The following is a 15,999-nucleotide window of genomic DNA, read 5'->3' as shown; positions in this document are numbered from 1 at the left end:
CCGTCAAACCTATATACTTTTTTAATCTACTATTATATTTTACAGCATCCCTCGCGAGAATCAACTTAAAAAATCTTTAGATAAAAGGCCCCGGTTCGAACCAGAGCCTTCATTTCGTCATAGAATGCTAAAAAAACCGCCGTTTGCGGCGGCGGGTTTGTCTTACAGGGTGTAGAATCTTGTTTTATCAGGCATATTACTGCTATACTCGGTTTTGATTTCATTCCGGTAGGAACGCTCCACTTTTTTGACGAAGGGCAGCTTTTGCAATTGTTTGACCGTGTCGTCCAAACGGCTTGCATAAACATACATAGCGGCATAATGCAGCTTCTTGGAAATAAAATGGACGTTTCCGTATTTCTCCAAATGCTTAGCCGCCGCCTTGACGTCGGACACCCAAACGATGATTCCGGTACGCTCGGTAAACATATCGTTAACCTTCTTTCTCCAGCTTTCTTAGACAATGAAAGGAATGAAACTCGATGTCCACTTCAGATGCCGAACTTCTTGTCGCCGTCACGCGCGGTCCGGTTACGGAAAGCGTTCATCGCGGCCATATCGCCGTATCGGACTCGCAAGGAAGGCTGCTGGCTTATGTGGGAAATCCGCACTTTTATACGTTCGCCCGCTCCACCGCCAAGCTGCTGCAGGCCATTCCGCTTCTCGAAGCGGGCGGCGCCGAACGGCTGTCGCTGACCGATGCCGAAACGGCCATCACTTGTGCGTCCCATAACGGGGAGCCGGAGCATACACAGGCGGCGATGTCCTTGCTGGGCAAGGCCGGCCTGGGTGTAAGCGCTCTTGATTGCGGGCCGCAGGAGCCGTTGCTGCGGCGCGAAGCGGATCGGCTCAAATACGAGCATGTCGCGGCCGCGCCGATTCACAACAATTGTTCGGGCAAACATGCGGGCATGCTCGCCCTAGCCTCGTTGATGCAAGTATCTACTCATCAGTATACTCACCCCGATCATCCTGTCCAGCACAAAATGCTGCAAACCGTCAGCGACATGTGCGGAATCCCGGCCGAGCGCATCGAGCTTGGCGTCGACGGCTGCGGGGTTCCGGTATTCGCGCTTCCGCTGGCTGCTCTTGCCTACGGATATGCGCGCCTCGGGCGCCCGGATGACTTGGCGCCGAAGCGTGCGGAAGCTTGTCGGCGCATTATAGCGGCCATCCGCCGTTCCCCGTTCTATCTAGCGGGCACGGATCGTTATGATACGCGCTTGGCGGAATTAACCGCCGGACGGATTATCGGCAAGATGGGCGCTGAAGGCTTGTACGCGGCGACCGTCCCGGAGCTGGGCATCGGCATCGCCATTAAAGTCGACGATGGCGCCGAACGGGCGCTGTATCCGGTTGCAACGGAAGCGCTGCTGCAGCTCGGTCTGTTAAGCGAGGAGGAAGCGGAACGGCTCGCCCCGTTCCACCGGCCGGACGTCGTCAATCGCCGGCATGAGACGGTCGGACGGATTCAGCCGGTATTTCGGCTTATTCGCACACAAGAACACACATGCTAATAAAACAGAAAGGGCGGCGTCTGCCGCCCTTCATTGGTTCCGGCTTACTCCCGCCTCAGCCGCAATTCCCGCTGCAGCTCCCTCCGGAAGAACAACCCCCGGAGCTTGCGAGCGGATCGTTCGAAGGCACCTTGATCGTTTCCGAGACGGAACGTGCGATCGTCTCCGAGACGGTATATAGAAGGTCGTCCAGCTTCCTCTCCGCCTCTTTATATTTACGAACCGCCTCTACTTCGTCAAGCTGCGCCTGCACGGCTTTCACCTGATCGAGCGCCTCGTGATAATTCGGATGATAGTGGCCAAAGCGTTCGCACTCTTCGAAAAGCTCTTTCTTCTTGGCGAACTCCTTCACCAGACGCGCCACTTCCGGATCGGCGTCCTTGGCTTGCTTCCAATATAAATAATCCGCGGTTTCTGCGGAGTACTTGATCATATCGGCCAAATCGTAGGCCTCCAACAGGATGGCAGACATATCGAGCGTGCGCGATTCCATAACCGCCATGTTTAAGCACCCGCCTTTCGGATAATATAAGCTTACCCTTCTATCATATCACATTTTAAAGAAATACGCCGTTGGATTAATATTTATCGTTGATCCCAGGCAAAATCAGCTTCATCTCCTGCCATTCGTCGGCAAGGAGACGAATTTCGCCGGCGTTCCCGCTCCGTTCCTCCGCCGGCCCGAGCCCGGTCATGCACCAGGTGCCTCTGGTTTCCTGCACCTTGCGGGGGGCGAACCGAACATCGGCGCCATCCTTGCGGATTTGCAGCAGCGTCCGCATCTCGATCGCTTTCTCAACCATATCTTTGCGCGTAGATGGGTGATAATTCCGATAATCCCGCAGCCAAGCCGCCGGGATATCCCGCAGGTCCGGATACAGATCGGCAGGCTCAGGCAGCCGCGCTTCCATCTGAAAGTATGCGATGGAATGCCGCGAGTAGACGAGCCCCTTCGCCGTTCCGGCATCAAGCTCAAACTCCGGTTCACGCGGCGGCTGTGTTCTCTCTTGCCCGGAATCCCGGTGCAGCGAAGGATAGCGGCGGCCTCCGCTTCCGGCAGCAGGATCGGCAGCCGGAAGCCCGGCCATAAATCCGGCCTTCTCCAATGCGGCGGCGAGCGGCTTGATATCGTTCTCGTCGATGACGTAATGCATGTCCCCGATCCGCTCGCCCAACAGCTTCGACACCGGCGGCAGTCTCGTTAAGGCTGCCGCCGTATCGGCATCGGCGCAGCGCAGCAGCACGACACGCGTGAGATTCGTTTTGCCGAACGGCTTCGCCCATTGCTCGACGGTCAACCGGACGTTGTCCGGCAGCCCGTATGCCGCGTGCTCTTCCAGAAAGTACAGCACGTCGTCCGCAGTTCTCCCCTGCTCCAGGGCATACTTGAGGCTCGCCTTGGTCAGTTTGGTTACGGAGAGCACGTCCCGGACAGGCGGGTCGCATAGGCAGATCAGCTCCCATTGCACCCAAAGCGGCACGTCAGGCGGTACGAGGATTTCGAAATCCGGCTGCACGAGGAAGGCACCCGGCATCTCCTCGACTGCCTCCCCCTCCGTACCGGCGGCTCGCCAACGCCAACGATAATACGTAGAAGCGCCTCCCTGGCCCTCGCGGCCGAGGCCGATGCAGCCTCGCTCCAGCCAGCCGAGCCCGGTTAACGGCTCCAACCATTGCTCCCTTAGCAAACGCACGCGTTCGGCCGCATCGTCCGAGTTTTCCGCGCCCTCGGCGAGCCCGTAACGGCGCAGCGAGCTCAGCAGCATCTCAGGGGCAAACCATTCGCCTTCCGGGATCGTCTCCAGCAGCAGCACTGCGTGCTGCTGCCACGCATAGGCCGGGAAGGCAAGCTCCTTCCACAGCCGGTACAACCGTTCGTTTTGCCGGGCACGGGTAGCGTGGAGAAACGAACGCAGTTGTTCTTCCTGCAGACGCAACCCTTCGTCATCCATCTCAAGTAATCCCATTTTCAGCAGCATATCCAGGACCAGCGCCGTCTTCAACGGGTAGACGTCCGCATAGGCATACTTCAGCGACACGCCTTGGAAGCACTCGTCTTGCCAAGGCAGCCCTTCATTCAGCCGTTGAACGGCTTTCTTCGGCAGCGTGCCGTTTTTTGTCAATTTCATATCCAGCTTCGCAATCAGCGTCAGGATGTCGAAGATGGCGATGACAGGTTCCCGGCCGCCCCCGGCTTGCAGTTCAATCGAACCCGGGTCCAGCCGTTCCGCCGCCGCTCTTTCGCCGAGCAGCGGGTAGAGGATGCGCTGCCACCGCGGAAGGGCGTCCTCAGGAAGCAGGTACACAAGCTCGCCCCACGATTTGCGGAATGCGAACACCAGTCCTTTACGCCGAATGCCGGCGAATCCGGCTTGTACCTCCGCACCGGATAGCGCCGCCCCAACCGATCGCTCTAAACGCGCGTCGTCAAAGGGTTCGCAGCCGATCCGCCGCACGACAGCGTCCAACACCGTACGTTCCGCCGGCGCAAGCCGATTGTACACAGTCTCCAGCACCACATCGTCCTGCCAAAGCCGCTCCAGCGCTTGTCCTCGCCTCAGCCACGGCGCATAAACGGTTTCCGCTTCAAGACGACCGCGCAGTTCGGCCGGCATCAAGGCAAGCAGTCGATCGTAATTCATCGCACGGTCACCTCCGACACACCGGCCGCACCGACCATCCGGTAGTTGTAGCCTTGTTCGATCAGAAACAACTGACGGTTCATCGCAAACTCCTGCTCCTTCGTATCTTCGCTGACAATCGTATAAAAGTAAGCTTTATTTTCTCCCGATTTCGGGCGTAAAATGCGGCCCAGCCGCTGCGCCTCCTCCTGACGGGAGCCGAAGCTGCCGGACACCTGTATCGCCACCGCCGCATCGGGTAAATCGACGGCAAAGTTGGCCACTTTGGACACGATCAGCACGGGAATTTCGCCGCTGCGGAAGCTGTGGTATAACGCCTCCCGCTTGTCGTGCGGCATCTCGCCGCTGATCATCGGCGCGCCGGTCCGCTCAGCAAGCTTGTGCAGCTGCTCCAAATATTGCCCGATGACGATTACCTGCTCGCCTTCATGCTTGCGCAATAACCCATCCACAACGTCCAGCTTGGCCCGGTTATTGCTTGCGATGCGCATCCGTTCCCGTTCGGCCGCCGACCGGTAAGCCTCCATCTCGGCGGGCGGCAGCGGCACCCGCAGCTCGACACATTCGACGGAGGCGATCCACCCTTGCGACTCCAGAGTTTTCCAGGGCATCTCGTACCGCTTCGGACCGACGAGCGAGAATACGTCCTCCTCGCGTCCGTCTTCGCGGATCAATGTAGCGGTAAGCCCCAGCCGCCGCGTCGCCTGGATATCGGCCGTCACCCGGAATACGGGAGCGGGCAGCAGGTGGACTTCGTCATAAACGATAAGCCCCCAGTCCCGTTTATTAAACAGGTCCATATGAACGAACGATTCGTTCTTCGACTTGCGGTACGTCAAGATTTGATACGTTGCGATCGTCACGGGGCGAACTTCTTTTTGCAAGCCGGTATATTCGCCGACCATATCCTCCGTGAGGTCCGTTTTATCCAAAATTTCGCGCTTCCACTGCTTCACCGACGTGCTGTTCGTCGTCAGAATGAGCGTCGCGCACGACAGCTTCCCCATCGCCGCAATGCCGATAACCGTCTTCCCTGCGCCGCAGGGCAGCACCAGAACGCCGCTGCCGCCCTGCATCGAGCCCTCGCGGTAGAAGGAATCGACCGCAGAGCGCTGGTAATCGCGAAGCGCGAAGGCGCCCGTACCGGCGGCATCCGAACGCAGCTGGATCGGCAGCGATTCGCCTCGGCTGTAGCCGGCAAGATCTTCAACCGGAAATCCGAGCTTGACCAGTTCCTGCTTCAATAAACCCCGGTACTGTGCAGAAAACCGCAGCGTCCGTTCATCCAGCTGGCATAGCCCATAGGAACGGAGCGATTTGTAACGAGCCATTTCCTTAATGATTTCGATATCGTCGGAGATTAGAAGCAACTCATCTCCAAGCCTTTCCAACCGCACTAACCCGTACCGCTCAATAAATCGCCGGATGTCCTGCTTGACCGACACCGGGACACCGAACTTCGAATTCGCTTCGAGAAAAGCGATCACATCCTCGGCCGTGACTCCCGCGGCAGCGGCGTTCCAAAGCGATAGCGACGACATCCGGTACGTATGCATATTATCCGGCGATTTGACAAGGTCGGCGTACCGGATCAGCTCGGCGCGCATTTCCTCGAATTGGGGGTGTCTCGTTTCCAATAAAATGCAGAAGTCGTGCTGTACAACGAGCGGCCGGTCTTTATGAAACGTAGGCATCGCAGTTCCCTCCAAGCATTGACAGATATTTGTAGTATGAGGGAACGGCGCACGATTTAAACCTCCTTTACCGAGAATCAAACTCGAAATTCCTTGAAAAACGTCGAAATTTGTGAAAAAATGTGTGGAGCAACCGATCTCTACCGTTGGGGCGGATCGGCGTAAAGGAGATTGCAATCATGATGAGACATCTTTGGGCGGCAGTGATCTGGGGAATGATATTCGTCTTGTCCGGGTGCGGGGTCCCGCCAGAGGGCACGGCTGGATCGGACGACGACGCATTCGTACAAGCCGTCTTGGCGGATTATCCTCAATTAAAAGGAAAGCCTTATTCGGTCGATCAAGTGAAACGTGTGGTCGACGGCGATACGTTCGAGACGGCCTCGAACAATAAAGTTCGCCTGATCGGCGTAAACACGCCGGAAAGCATCGGCAAAATTGAGCCGTACGGCAAAGAGGCCAGCGAGTATACGAAGAAACGTCTGTCTAATCGGAAGGTCTTTCTGTTTACGGATACAGGAAACACCGATACTTACGGCCGACTGCTGCGCTACGTATTCGTCGAAGGGGAGCGAATCATGTACAACGAACTGCTGGTGCGTGAAGGATACGCCAATCCGATGACCGTGCCGCCGAATGTGATGTATGCGAAGCTGTTCGTCCAGGCGGAGAGAAGCGCTCGCGAGCAAGGCAAAGGCTTATGGGCCGCAGGAAAAAAACCAGGCAGCAGCACTGGCGTCTCCGCGGGAACAAATAACGAAGCCGCCGATTCCACTTGCGCGAATCCGGAGATTAAAGGCAACATCAACGCCAGGAAGGAAAAAATATACCATGTTCCCGGCGGCCGCTACTACGAGCAAACCGTGCCGGAGCAGCTGTTTTGCAGCGCCAAGGAGGCCGAGAACGCCGGTTATCGCAAATCGAAAGAATAAGCAAAAAATCCTCCGGCTCCCCGGAGGATTTTTCATACGAGCGTATCATTTAATTGACGGTTTGTTTGTGGTTCTCGGAAATTTGGCTGAGCGCCTCGCCCGCCTCGTTCTCGAACTTGTCGCGCACCGCCAGATCCCCTATGGAGACGATACCGACAAACTCCCCGTTCTCGACGACCGGAAGGCGGCGAATTTGCTCCTTCGCCATCACCTTCGCCGCTTCATCGACGGTCGTATCCGGCGAGACGGATACGACTTTATCGCTCATCACCTCTTTAATCGCGGTGGATCCTTCCTTTTTAGCCGCAAAGCCGCGGATGACCAGGTCGCGGTCGGTCAGCACGCCGATCAGCTTCTTACCGTCGACGACCGGGATAAATCCCGTATCTTCCTGCTTCATTTTTACGGCAGCTTCATATACGTTGTCCTTCAGCGTCACTGTCGCGCAATCTTTCGTCATGATTTCCCGAAGCGTCCTCGATGCCATCGCGCTCATCCTCCTGAGAAAAAAATCGGCGGTACGCCGTCTCCCATAGATTTGCCCTGGCGGCGCGATCCCATGCGCTTCGAAGAACTAGCACTTAACGGGAAGTCCGGTACTCGTTCATATAATCGAGCGTCATGCTCACGAACAGCTTCGCCGCGTGCAGCATCGCATTCTCGTCGATGTCAAAGCGGGGATGATGGTGCGGATAAACAATTCCCCGCTCCCGATTGCCTGCGCCGACGAACATGAAGCACCCCGGAATTTGCTCCAAATAATAAGCGTAATCTTCCCCGGCCATAATAAGCGGCGAAAGCTTCGTGCCCGCTTCCCCGAATGTCTGCGGCGCCGTGCGCAAGAACCGGTCTGCTTCCTCGGCATGATTAATGACCGGAGGATACCCCATCTTGTAATCAAGCGTGTACGTGGCGCCGTGCATCAAACAGGTCTGGCGCACGATCGTTTCCAGCCTGTCCTTTACCATCGACCTTAAGTCCGGATGAAAGGTCCGGACCGTTCCTTTCAACGTCGCCGTTTCGGCGATGACGTTGAACGTCGTGCCGCCGTGTATCGATCCGACCGATACGACGCAAGGCTCCGTCGGATCGGCTGAACGGCTGACGATCGATTGCAGATTCACGACGAGCTGCGAAGCGACGAACACACTATCGATCGCCTCGTGCGGCAGTCCGCCGTGACCGCCCTTGCCTTTAATCTCGATCACAAACTCGTCCGCGGCAGCCATCATCGGTCCCGGCTTACAAGCCGCCGTGCCGACCTCGAACGGCGTCCATAAATGAATGCCGTATACGACATCGACACCGTCCAATGCGCCGTCTTCGATCATCCCCAGCGCTCCTCCCGGCGTCGTTTCTTCGGCAGGCTGGAACAGGAACACGACGGTGCCGTTCAGACTGTCGCGATGCCGGCTCAGCGTCTTGGCCACCGCGAGCAGCGTAGACGTGTGGGCATCGTGTCCGCAAGCGTGCATGACGCCGGGTACGGTCGATGCGTATTCGCACGCTTTCTCATCCTGGATCGGCAGCGCATCCATATCCGCCCGCAGCGCCACCGTCGGCCCTGCGTTCCGGCCTTCCAGCCGCGCAACGACGCCATGTCCCTTGCCCGCAAATGTACGGACCTCGAGTCCCCAAGCCAGAAGCCGTTCGGCTACGTAGGCAGCGGTCTCCGATTCGTAATAGGAAAGCTCCGGATTCCGGTGCATATGTCTGCGCCATTCGATCATCTCGGGAAAAACCGATTCAAGCGTTTCATTCATATTCATGGTCTTTCCCCCTTTGTATACGTCTTTAAGTCCACGATCCGTACCTTCGTTTCTTATTGTAACAAATGCGCGGGGCGGTTTCATCCATGTGTCACAAAATTTCAAATTTTCCCTTTGACGCCGCTTGGGCGGGATGCATTAGGCTTGCACAAGTAAGGGAAACATACTATCATGAGTAAAGTGATGTACATAGATTAGGAGGGCTTGCTGTGATTATTGAGAACAGTGGATTGAAGGGCTTGAAAAGCGATCTCGCCCATTTGGACGAAAGTATGGAGCAACTCGGGTTCGTGCGTTGGCAATGGGAGTACTACCGCGCCACTTACGACCTGAAGCTGGAAGATAAAGCAAACCGCGAAGATTACTTCCTGCGCATCAATACACGGGTGGAAAGCGGTAAATTGGAATCCCCTTACGCGATTCTTTACATTGAAGACGTTTATATCGGAAGAGCGACCTTCCCGCACGGTTTGGACTATCAATCTCCGGTTCCGGACTCCATCATGAAAGCCGTAAACGGTAAACTGGCGGAATTGAAAGTTAAGTTGACCCACTAAGCGGAGACTCTCGATGAATTCGCCGCGACGAGGAACGCCTGATTTTCTGCTGCTCTTTCTGACGTTTTTACTCGTGTGCATCGGTTTGGCGTTCGTATTCAGCGCAAGCGTAGCGATGAACGATCCTTGGAGTTTGGTCATTAGGCAAGGCTTGGCCGTCGGCTTGGGAACGGTCATCATGTTCTTTTGCATGAATGTCGATTTCCGCAAGTTTCAGAAATGGGTGGCCCCCTTCCTTACCTTCTCCATCGTGCTGCTGCTTCTTGTGCCGATCGTCGGACGCGAAGTGAACAACGCCAAAAGCTGGATTTATATCGGTTCCTTCGGTTTGCAGCCTACGGAACTCGCCAAACTGGCCGTCATCCTCTACTTGGCGGCCTTGCTTAGCAAAAAGGGGGATAAAATCCACGATTTCAAGCGCGGACTCGTTCCTCCTTTGCTCGTTGTCGGATTCCTGTGCATGCTGATCATGTTTCAGCCCGACCTTGGTTCCACCATGATCGTAGTTTTGAGTGCGGCGCTGGTCATCGTCGTTGGCGGCGCCAGCATCAAGCATATTATGCTGCTCGGCGCAGCAGGCGCCTCCGCCCTCGCGCTGCTGGCGTCCGTTTACTTGTTAAAAACGGGTGGAGACAGCTATCGGGTCGACCGGTTTACGACATTCTTGGACCCGTTCGCCGATCCGCAGGGCGGCAGTTTTCAAATCATACAGTCGCTTTATGCGTTTGGACATGGCGGTCTGACCGGCGCCGGCTTCGGACAAAGCGTCCAGAAGCTGCACTACCTGCCGGAAGCGCACAACGATTTTATTTTCTCCATTATCGGCGAAGAGCTCGGCTTTATCGGATCATCCATATTTTTGATTATTTATTTAGTATTCCTGCTGCGCGGTCTTATCGTGGCCTTACGCTGCAAAGACTTGTTCGGCATGCTGGCGGGCGTCGGTATCGTCGGCATGATCGGCATCCAGGCCTTCATCAACATCGGCGGCGTTACCAACACCATTCCGATGACCGGTGTTACGCTTCCACTGATCAGCCAAGGCGGAACATCCATGCTGGTGACGCTGATGAGTCTCGGAATTCTGCTCAGCATCTCGCGGGAATACAACCGGCCGGATAAAGAGCGGGAGCCGGGAAAGAAATCGAATGAGCGCCGATGGGCGAGATAGAGAGAAAACGGGAAAACCTAGCGGCTCAACGCTAGGTTTTTTTGGGGTATTCGGATGCTGATTTTCATCAGGGATTAGGTTTGTCCGGAACAAAAGATGGCCAGAACCAGTATTCTTCCTTGAGCTATAATTAGAAGTTCAAGCCAGGTCGCAAAATCCATGTTCAAGTCAATGGCATACTCATATGAATTGATACAATCTTGCCAAAATAAATAGTTTTTTCCCTCAATATAGGCTTGAGAGTCAATGAAAATCATGGCGGTGTTCGCCATTCAATGCTCGCACAATCTTTTCTTGATTCATCTCATTGTCACATCATTTCGAATAATTAATCCGATGGGCATCTCGCCCCGGACATGAAAAAGCAGAGGGTGATTTCTCGGCACCCCCTGCTGCGCTATCTTCCTATTTTACCCGATGCTGCGGGTCTTCGGTATGTACCGGTTCTTCTTCGCGGAAGGCGACCCCTTCCACTTTCACGTTGACTTCAATGACCGATAAACCGGTCATGTTCTCCACCGCTTCGCGCACGTTCTCTTGAAGATCGCGGCAAACCTCCTGGATCTTGCTTCCGTAGTGAACGATTACGCGCAGATCGATGGCGGCCTCGACTTGACCCACTTCAACGGAAACGCCCTTTTGCGCGTTTTTCCCGCTCAGGCGCTTGGCCAATCCTTCCGACATCCCTCCAGACATGGCGGCGATCCCCGGCGTCTCCAATGCAGCGAGTCCTGCTATGGTTGCAACGACGTCATCTGAAATGCGGATAAGACCAGTTTGAATTTCTTCGTTCATGAGGATCACTCCTTCACCGATTATACTTCTATTGTAATAACTTCTTTCATGGAAAGCAAATCCAACGTACCCTCGGATTGACAAGGTTCGACACCGGTGCAGCTGATAGTTCAAGGCTTTTCCCGGTGCTTCGCCCTTAGCGTTATTGCACCGCGATTCCGTACTTTTCATCACCGGACTGCGGGTCCAATAAATATTTTGATTGCCTTACATCTTGGAGGGGATTAGAATATTGTTTGTTGATTTAAGGAATACTTTCCCATATGAGGTGATTGTTATGAGACGATACGGTTTTGCCATCGGACTAATCGCTAGCTTCATTTTGAGCGGAGTGGCTCATTATGTCGGCGCTCCAACCTTTAGCCCAACGGTGCAATTTCTGATTTCCGCGGTATCGATCGTGTTCGTTGCCGGGTTTCTTGGCAAAGCGACGGAAAGCGTCGCTCATTATGCCGGAGAACGGCTCGGCGGTTTTCTGAACGCAACGTTCGGGAATGCGGCGGAGCTGATCATCGCCATCTTTCTGGTCAAGGACGGCATGTTCGACATCGTCAAGGCGAGCGTCACCGGTTCGATTATCGGCAACATGCTGCTCGTGCTTGGATTAAGCGTCCTGCTCGGCGGGTTGAAGTACAAAGAGCAATCGTTCAACCTGAAGCTCGCCGGCCATAACGGCTCGCTCATGCTGCTCGCCGTCATCGCACTGTTCATTCCCGCCGCCTTCACGAAAAGCTTGACGACGAACGAGACGATCAACCTAAGCATTATCGTTTCCGCTATCCTTATTGTCGCCTACTTGCTGTGGCTTTACTTCTCGATGGTCACCCACAAAGACGAGCTTTCGGACCCGGTTGTCGAGCATGGAGAAGCGGCCTGGTCCAAAGGGACCTCCGTGCTGTTTCTTATCCTTGCCACGGTCATGGTCGCATTCGGGAGCGAATGGCTCGTGGGCACGCTCGAAGGCTTCAGCCATCAATACGGATTATCCGAGCTGTTCGTAGGCGCTTTCCTCATTGCGATCGTCGGCAATGCGGCCGAGCACAGCGCCGCTATTATTATGGCACGCAAGAACAAAATGGGCGCCGCGGTCGAGATCGCGATCGGCAGCAGCCTGCAAATCGCACTGTTTGTCGCGCCGCTGCTCGTCCTCGTGTCCGTATTATTCGGCAAAACGATGGACCTCGTCTTCACCGGGTACGAGCTGGTCGCCATCGGCGTTGCCGCCTTTATTGCCAAATCGATTTCCAGTGACGGAAAAACCACCTGGTTCGAGGGCGTCCTGCTCTTGGTCGTGTATCTGGTGCTCGGCATCGCCTTCTTCCTCGTTTAACCCAAAAACAAAGGGTAACCTTCAGTCTGAAGGTTACCCTTTGTTTTGCAAATCCAGCGCTTCGTAAAGCGTCGCCAAATTACGCTCCAGCTTCACCAAAATTTGCTTGCCGGTCGACTCGGTAATTAAATCGGCACGAATGGCAAAGTCGATTTCCCGGGACAGCCCGTAGATCTGCGTATCTAAGACCTCTTCGTACAGAGGACATTTGCGTGTGGTCAAGTTTTCCATCTGTACTTCGATCAGCTTCTCGATCTTATCCGCATCTTCCTGAAGAAGAAGCAGCGCTTTCTGCGATAAGCTGAGCAGCACATCCGACGACATGGCGCTCCCCCCTGTGATCCCCGTTATGAATCTAATTAATAGCTTGTATATTTATATTAGTCGAAATCGAACCATTACACAAGTGCAACTCCATAGAAAAAGGCATTTTCGCTTTATGCGAAAACGCCCCCTACGACTAAACCTTATTATTCTTGAATGCTGTTGATGCTCAAGCCGTGTTTCTCGAACACTTCGGCCATAGCTTGCTTGGCTTCTTCAGCATCCGGACCGTGCACGTGCAGGTCGTATTTGCTCGAAGTCAAGAGCGTTGTAAACAAACCAAGGATACTTTTAACGTCGATGTACTTATTCTCATATTGGAGAACAATCGAAGATCTGAATTTGTTGGCGGTTTGCGAAATCTCCACAATAGCTGCGTTGTTTGCGTTCGGCATAAAAATCCCTCCATGTGTTGATGAGACGGTCGTAATAAATCGCTTAGTTAATGATACATTGGAAGAGAATAACATGCAACTAGATTTTTCGGCGTATTTACTTCAACCGTTCCGGATTTAATCCTTCCAGTTCCGGAACGACGAATCGTCCGTCCTTGCGGATGAGCCGGTCGTCGAAATAAATTTCGCCGCCCCCGAATTCAGGGCGCTGAATCAGCACCAAATCCCAATGAACGGACGAGCGGTTGCCGTTATCCGCCTGCTCGTAAGCTTGGCCCGGCGTAAAGTGAAGGCTGCCGTCGATCTTCTCGTCGAATAGCGTATCCTTCATCGGGTACAAAATATACGGGTTAAAGCCAAGGCTGAACTCGCCGATATAACGCGCCCCTTCATCGGTGTCCAGAATCTCGTTCAGCCGTTTCGTGTCGCTCGCGGTCGCTTCGATAATTCGGCCGTTCTCGAAGCGGAACGTAATATTGTCGAATGTAATGCCCGAGCTCACGGACGGTGTGTTATAGGCGATAACGCCATTGACGGAATCGCGCACCGGCGCCGTGTACAGCTCTCCGTCCGGGATATTGCGGCGTCCGCAGCATTTGACCGATCCGATGCCCTTGATCGAGAACGAGATGTCGGTCGCGCCCGGTCCGACGATCCGTACGCGGTCTGTCCTGTTCATTAATTCCTGCAGCGGGTCCATCGCCGCGGACATTGCGGAATAATCCAGGTTGCATACATCGAAATAAAAGTCCTCAAACCGCGACGTGCTCATATTGGCAAGCTGGGCCATCGAAGCGTTCGGGTAACGAAGCACAACCCATCGCGTTCGTTTCACACGCTGCTCCAAATGTACCGGCTTCTGATACAGCTGCTTGTACAGCTTCATCTTGTCTTCCGGCACATCGGACTGCTCGTTCACGTTCTCACCTGCGCGTATGGCGACATAGCAGTCCATATCTTCCATACGCTTCAAATCGAGGGCCGCCCAGTGCTCAAGCTGTTTCTCCGTGATGCCCTTCAGCACGGACGCCCGAACGGCGGGATCGATCAATTCCACGTACGGATATCCGCCGCGGACGTACACTTCTTCGACCAGGCATCGGACCAGCTCGCGCTCGGAGCCGATCATTTCGATCAAAACCTTCTCGCCAGGCTTCACATCGAGCGAATATTGCACAATATTGCGCGCCAACGTATGTAAGCGAGGATCTCGCATCGTTCTTCTCTCCTTTATCGCGTTAAACTTTTTTGCCGGACTTGCCGACAGGTTCGGCTCGCGTCCATTTCTTTTTGTAATAACTTCCCACGGCAAGCATAACCGCCAAGAGAATGAGGAGTACAAGTAACCTCCCTTTATGTTGCCCAAAATGCAGCAAATCGTGCCCAATCAGCGATTCCATAAATACCATCGGCGCTTTGCCGATCAGGGTGCCGATAATGAAATGACGGGTACGTACTTTCATAACCGCGGCGCCCAAATTGATCGCGAAGGAAGGCAGCACCGGGATGATGCGGCTGCCTGCAATAAACCATAGTCCGTACCGTTTCAGCTTCTCGTTAAATTTGTCCAGATAGCTGTATTTGGCAAGCTTGCGCTGCACCCATGTTCTGCCCAGGTTTTTGGCGACCCAATAAGCGATAACCGCACCTAAACAGGCAAACACGTAGTTGACAATGAAGCCCATCCAGAAGCCGAACAAGAGCACGTTAACCCCGGCGACAACGATAAACGGGATAAAAGGCACCAGCGTCTGCACCAGTACGAGCAGCGCTCCTCCGATATGGCCGATCCAGCCTAACGAGTCCAAAGCATCCGATATGTGCTGGACATTCCAATGGCCCAAAGGTTGTCCCTCCCTTCTCACATTCTATTATTGTATCAAAATAAGCAAACATACACGAGCTTTAAGCAGCGGTGATCTTTATTCGAAAATATTACCCGATCCGTGCCGCCTCCACTTGACACAGCCTACTTCAATCTTATAAAATTAGAAGTCGAGAATAAGCGTGATCCCTCACGGGCTTCATGTTTATGGTGGAAGGCGTGTCACCCTCTAAAGATTTCGTTACCGACAGGACCGCGGCTGGTTTTTCTTGTCGATAGCTCCGGTGATCTTTCGGAGCGTAGCAGCGGAATCGGGCACGATCTTCACGCGTTTGTTCCAAGCTTAACTCAACTATATTAAGGTTAAAGGAGTTCATCCTACAATGTCACGTTACACAGGTCCTAAATTTAAATTAAGCCGCCGCCTCGGCATCTCCTTGAGCGGTACCGGCAAAGAATTGAAACGCCCTTTCCCTCCAGGTCAACACGGCCCTGGACAACGTAAGAAACTGTCCGGTTACGGCGTACAATTGCAAGAAAAACAAAAGCTTCGTCACATGTACGGTTTGAACGAGAAGCAATTCCGCAACTTGTTCGACAAAGCTTCCAAGCTGCAAGGTATCGCGGGTGAAAACTTCATGTTCTTGCTCGAAAGCCGTTTGGACAACCTCGTATACCGTTTGGGTCTGTCCAACACCCGTGCAGGCGCTCGTCAGCTCGTCGCTCACGGCCACATTACCGTTAACGGCAAAAAAGTGGACATTCCTTCTTACATCGTTAGCACCGGCGACGTGATCGGTCTTCGCGAAAGAAGCCGCAACCTGTCCGCCGTCAAAGAAGCTTTGGCGAACCGCAACTACTTGCCGGGTTACCTGGAGTTCAACGAAGCCGCCCTGGAAGGTAAATACATTCGTCTTCCTGAGCGCGCCGAGCTTGCCCAAGAAATTGACGAAAAACAAATCGTCGAGTTCTACAGCCGTTAATCCTACATCACACCGAACTGTTCCTTCCGGGAACAGTTCTTTTTTTTCATTTCCACATAAAGAAA

The 15,999-nt window shown here is 54.2% G+C and carries 17 protein-coding genes; 6 read left to right on the top strand and 11 right to left on the bottom strand.

Features of this window, described 5'->3' with window-relative positions:
- Window positions 1-162: 162 nt before the first annotated feature.
- The gene (locus tag ACZ439_RS23970) at window positions 163-429 is read right to left on the bottom strand and encodes a YlbG family protein (RefSeq protein WP_127608480.1); all 267 of its coding nucleotides are present in this window, start codon (window positions 427-429) and stop codon (window positions 163-165) included.
- A 53-nt stretch (window positions 430-482) separates the two neighbouring features.
- Between ACZ439_RS23970 and ACZ439_RS23965 the strand changes: the two genes are divergently transcribed.
- Complete coding sequence (locus ACZ439_RS23965) at window positions 483-1,517, top strand: asparaginase (RefSeq protein WP_054798755.1); 1,035 nt, start codon at window positions 483-485, stop codon at window positions 1,515-1,517.
- A gap of 55 nt (window positions 1,518-1,572) precedes the next feature.
- On the opposite strand, the gene ACZ439_RS23960 is transcribed toward ACZ439_RS23965, so the two are convergent.
- The 3 genes from ACZ439_RS23960 to ACZ439_RS23950 all read right to left on the bottom strand — a co-directional run bounded on the left by ACZ439_RS23960 (window position 1,573) and on the right by ACZ439_RS23950 (window position 5,853).
- A complete protein-coding gene (locus tag ACZ439_RS23960; protein WP_127608481.1) occupies window positions 1,573-2,019 on the bottom strand; it encodes a YlbF/YmcA family competence regulator in 447 nt (148 codons plus the stop codon).
- A gap of 76 nt (window positions 2,020-2,095) precedes the next feature.
- Window positions 2,096-4,159, bottom strand: a complete 2,064-nt coding sequence (locus ACZ439_RS23955) for a helicase-associated domain-containing protein (RefSeq protein WP_464620289.1) — start codon at window positions 4,157-4,159, stop codon at window positions 2,096-2,098.
- A complete protein-coding gene (locus ACZ439_RS23950) occupies window positions 4,156-5,853 on the bottom strand; it encodes a DNA repair helicase XPB (protein WP_054797029.1) in 1,698 nt (565 codons plus the stop codon). The genes ACZ439_RS23955 and ACZ439_RS23950 overlap by 4 nt, the downstream gene beginning before the upstream one ends.
- 179 nt (window positions 5,854-6,032) lie before the next feature.
- On the opposite strand from ACZ439_RS23950, the gene ACZ439_RS23945 reads away from it, so the two are divergent.
- Complete coding sequence (locus tag ACZ439_RS23945; protein ID WP_127608484.1) at window positions 6,033-6,785, top strand: thermonuclease family protein; 753 nt, start codon at window positions 6,033-6,035, stop codon at window positions 6,783-6,785.
- A gap of 49 nt (window positions 6,786-6,834) precedes the next feature.
- On the opposite strand, the gene ACZ439_RS23940 is transcribed toward ACZ439_RS23945, so the two are convergent.
- Both ACZ439_RS23940 and ACZ439_RS23935 read right to left on the bottom strand, forming a co-directional pair.
- The gene (locus ACZ439_RS23940) at window positions 6,835-7,272 is read right to left on the bottom strand and encodes a CBS domain-containing protein (protein WP_054797028.1); all 438 of its coding nucleotides are present in this window, start codon (window positions 7,270-7,272) and stop codon (window positions 6,835-6,837) included.
- 94 nt (window positions 7,273-7,366) lie between these two features.
- Complete coding sequence (locus ACZ439_RS23935) at window positions 7,367-8,554, bottom strand: M20 metallopeptidase family protein (protein ID WP_054798754.1); 1,188 nt, start codon at window positions 8,552-8,554, stop codon at window positions 7,367-7,369.
- Window positions 8,555-8,763: 209 nt separating this feature from the next.
- On the opposite strand from ACZ439_RS23935, the gene ACZ439_RS23930 reads away from it, so the two are divergent.
- Together ACZ439_RS23930 and ftsW are read left to right on the top strand one after the other, a co-directional pair.
- Entirely contained in the window at window positions 8,764-9,111 is a 348-nt protein-coding gene (locus ACZ439_RS23930) for a YugN family protein (protein WP_054798753.1), read from the top strand.
- 13 nt (window positions 9,112-9,124) lie between these two features.
- Complete coding sequence (ftsW, locus tag ACZ439_RS23925) at window positions 9,125-10,282, top strand: putative lipid II flippase FtsW (RefSeq protein WP_054797027.1); 1,158 nt, start codon at window positions 9,125-9,127, stop codon at window positions 10,280-10,282.
- Between the two features lie 405 nt (window positions 10,283-10,687).
- On the opposite strand, the gene ACZ439_RS23920 is transcribed toward ftsW, so the two are convergent.
- A complete protein-coding gene (locus ACZ439_RS23920) occupies window positions 10,688-11,077 on the bottom strand; it encodes an Asp23/Gls24 family envelope stress response protein (RefSeq protein ID WP_054798752.1) in 390 nt (129 codons plus the stop codon).
- A gap of 277 nt (window positions 11,078-11,354) precedes the next feature.
- Between ACZ439_RS23920 and cax the strand changes: the two genes are divergently transcribed.
- A complete protein-coding gene (gene cax, locus ACZ439_RS23915) occupies window positions 11,355-12,407 on the top strand; it encodes a calcium/proton exchanger (RefSeq protein ID WP_054797026.1) in 1,053 nt (350 codons plus the stop codon).
- Between the two features lie 33 nt (window positions 12,408-12,440).
- On the opposite strand, the gene ACZ439_RS23910 is transcribed toward cax, so the two are convergent.
- The 4 genes from ACZ439_RS23910 to ACZ439_RS23895 form a co-directional block, all read right to left on the bottom strand.
- Window positions 12,441-12,731, bottom strand: a complete 291-nt coding sequence (locus tag ACZ439_RS23910; RefSeq protein ID WP_054797025.1) for an Fpa/YlaN family protein — start codon at window positions 12,729-12,731, stop codon at window positions 12,441-12,443.
- A 146-nt stretch (window positions 12,732-12,877) separates the two neighbouring features.
- Entirely contained in the window at window positions 12,878-13,126 is a 249-nt protein-coding gene (locus tag ACZ439_RS23905) for an HPr family phosphocarrier protein (RefSeq protein ID WP_054797024.1), read from the bottom strand.
- Window positions 13,127-13,223: 97 nt separating this feature from the next.
- The gene (locus ACZ439_RS23900; RefSeq protein ID WP_054798765.1) at window positions 13,224-14,342 is read right to left on the bottom strand and encodes an aminopeptidase; all 1,119 of its coding nucleotides are present in this window, start codon (window positions 14,340-14,342) and stop codon (window positions 13,224-13,226) included.
- A 22-nt stretch (window positions 14,343-14,364) separates the two neighbouring features.
- Window positions 14,365-14,970: a TVP38/TMEM64 family protein gene (locus ACZ439_RS23895; RefSeq protein ID WP_141333720.1), complete on the bottom strand. Its 606-nt coding sequence runs from the start codon at window positions 14,968-14,970 to the stop codon at window positions 14,365-14,367.
- A 364-nt stretch (window positions 14,971-15,334) separates the two neighbouring features.
- Between ACZ439_RS23895 and rpsD the strand changes: the two genes are divergently transcribed.
- Window positions 15,335-15,934, top strand: coding sequence for a 30S ribosomal protein S4 (gene rpsD / locus ACZ439_RS23890; RefSeq protein ID WP_054797022.1), 600 nt, complete (start codon window positions 15,335-15,337; stop codon window positions 15,932-15,934).
- Window positions 15,935-15,999: the final 65 nt, after the last annotated feature.

It is taken from the genome of Paenibacillus sp. JCM 9796, from assembly GCF_055379675.1.
This window is presented reverse-complemented; position numbering and strand designations above follow the sequence as displayed.

Excerpts from the sequence above, each read along its gene's own strand:
- ACZ439_RS23950 (WP_054797029.1), bottom strand. The coding sequence starts at position 5,853 with ATGCCTACGTTTCATAAAGACCGGCCGCTCGTTGTACAGCACGACTTC.
- ACZ439_RS23955 (WP_464620289.1), bottom strand. The coding sequence starts at position 4,159 with ATGAATTACGATCGACTGCTTGCCTTGATGCCGGCCGAACTGCGCGGT.
- ACZ439_RS23940 (WP_054797028.1), bottom strand. The coding sequence starts at position 7,272 with ATGGCATCGAGGACGCTTCGGGAAATCATGACGAAAGATTGCGCGACA.
- ACZ439_RS23910 (WP_054797025.1), bottom strand. The coding sequence starts at position 12,731 with ATGTCGTCGGATGTGCTGCTCAGCTTATCGCAGAAAGCGCTGCTTCTT.
- ACZ439_RS23905 (WP_054797024.1), bottom strand. The coding sequence starts at position 13,126 with ATGCCGAACGCAAACAACGCAGCTATTGTGGAGATTTCGCAAACCGCC.
- ACZ439_RS23900 (WP_054798765.1), bottom strand. The coding sequence starts at position 14,342 with ATGCGAGATCCTCGCTTACATACGTTGGCGCGCAATATTGTGCAATAT.
- ftsW (WP_054797027.1), top strand. The coding sequence starts at position 9,125 with ATGAATTCGCCGCGACGAGGAACGCCTGATTTTCTGCTGCTCTTTCTG.
- cax (WP_054797026.1), top strand. The coding sequence starts at position 11,355 with ATGAGACGATACGGTTTTGCCATCGGACTAATCGCTAGCTTCATTTTG.
- ACZ439_RS23965 (WP_054798755.1), top strand. The coding sequence starts at position 483 with ATGTCCACTTCAGATGCCGAACTTCTTGTCGCCGTCACGCGCGGTCCG.
- ACZ439_RS23945 (WP_127608484.1), top strand. The coding sequence starts at position 6,033 with ATGATGAGACATCTTTGGGCGGCAGTGATCTGGGGAATGATATTCGTC.
- rpsD (WP_054797022.1), top strand. The coding sequence starts at position 15,335 with ATGTCACGTTACACAGGTCCTAAATTTAAATTAAGCCGCCGCCTCGGC.
- ACZ439_RS23920 (WP_054798752.1), bottom strand. The coding sequence starts at position 11,077 with ATGAACGAAGAAATTCAAACTGGTCTTATCCGCATTTCAGATGACGTC.
- ACZ439_RS23960 (WP_127608481.1), bottom strand. The coding sequence starts at position 2,019 with ATGGCGGTTATGGAATCGCGCACGCTCGATATGTCTGCCATCCTGTTG.
- ACZ439_RS23935 (WP_054798754.1), bottom strand. The coding sequence starts at position 8,554 with ATGAATATGAATGAAACGCTTGAATCGGTTTTTCCCGAGATGATCGAA.
- ACZ439_RS23970 (WP_127608480.1), bottom strand. The coding sequence starts at position 429 with ATGTTTACCGAGCGTACCGGAATCATCGTTTGGGTGTCCGACGTCAAG.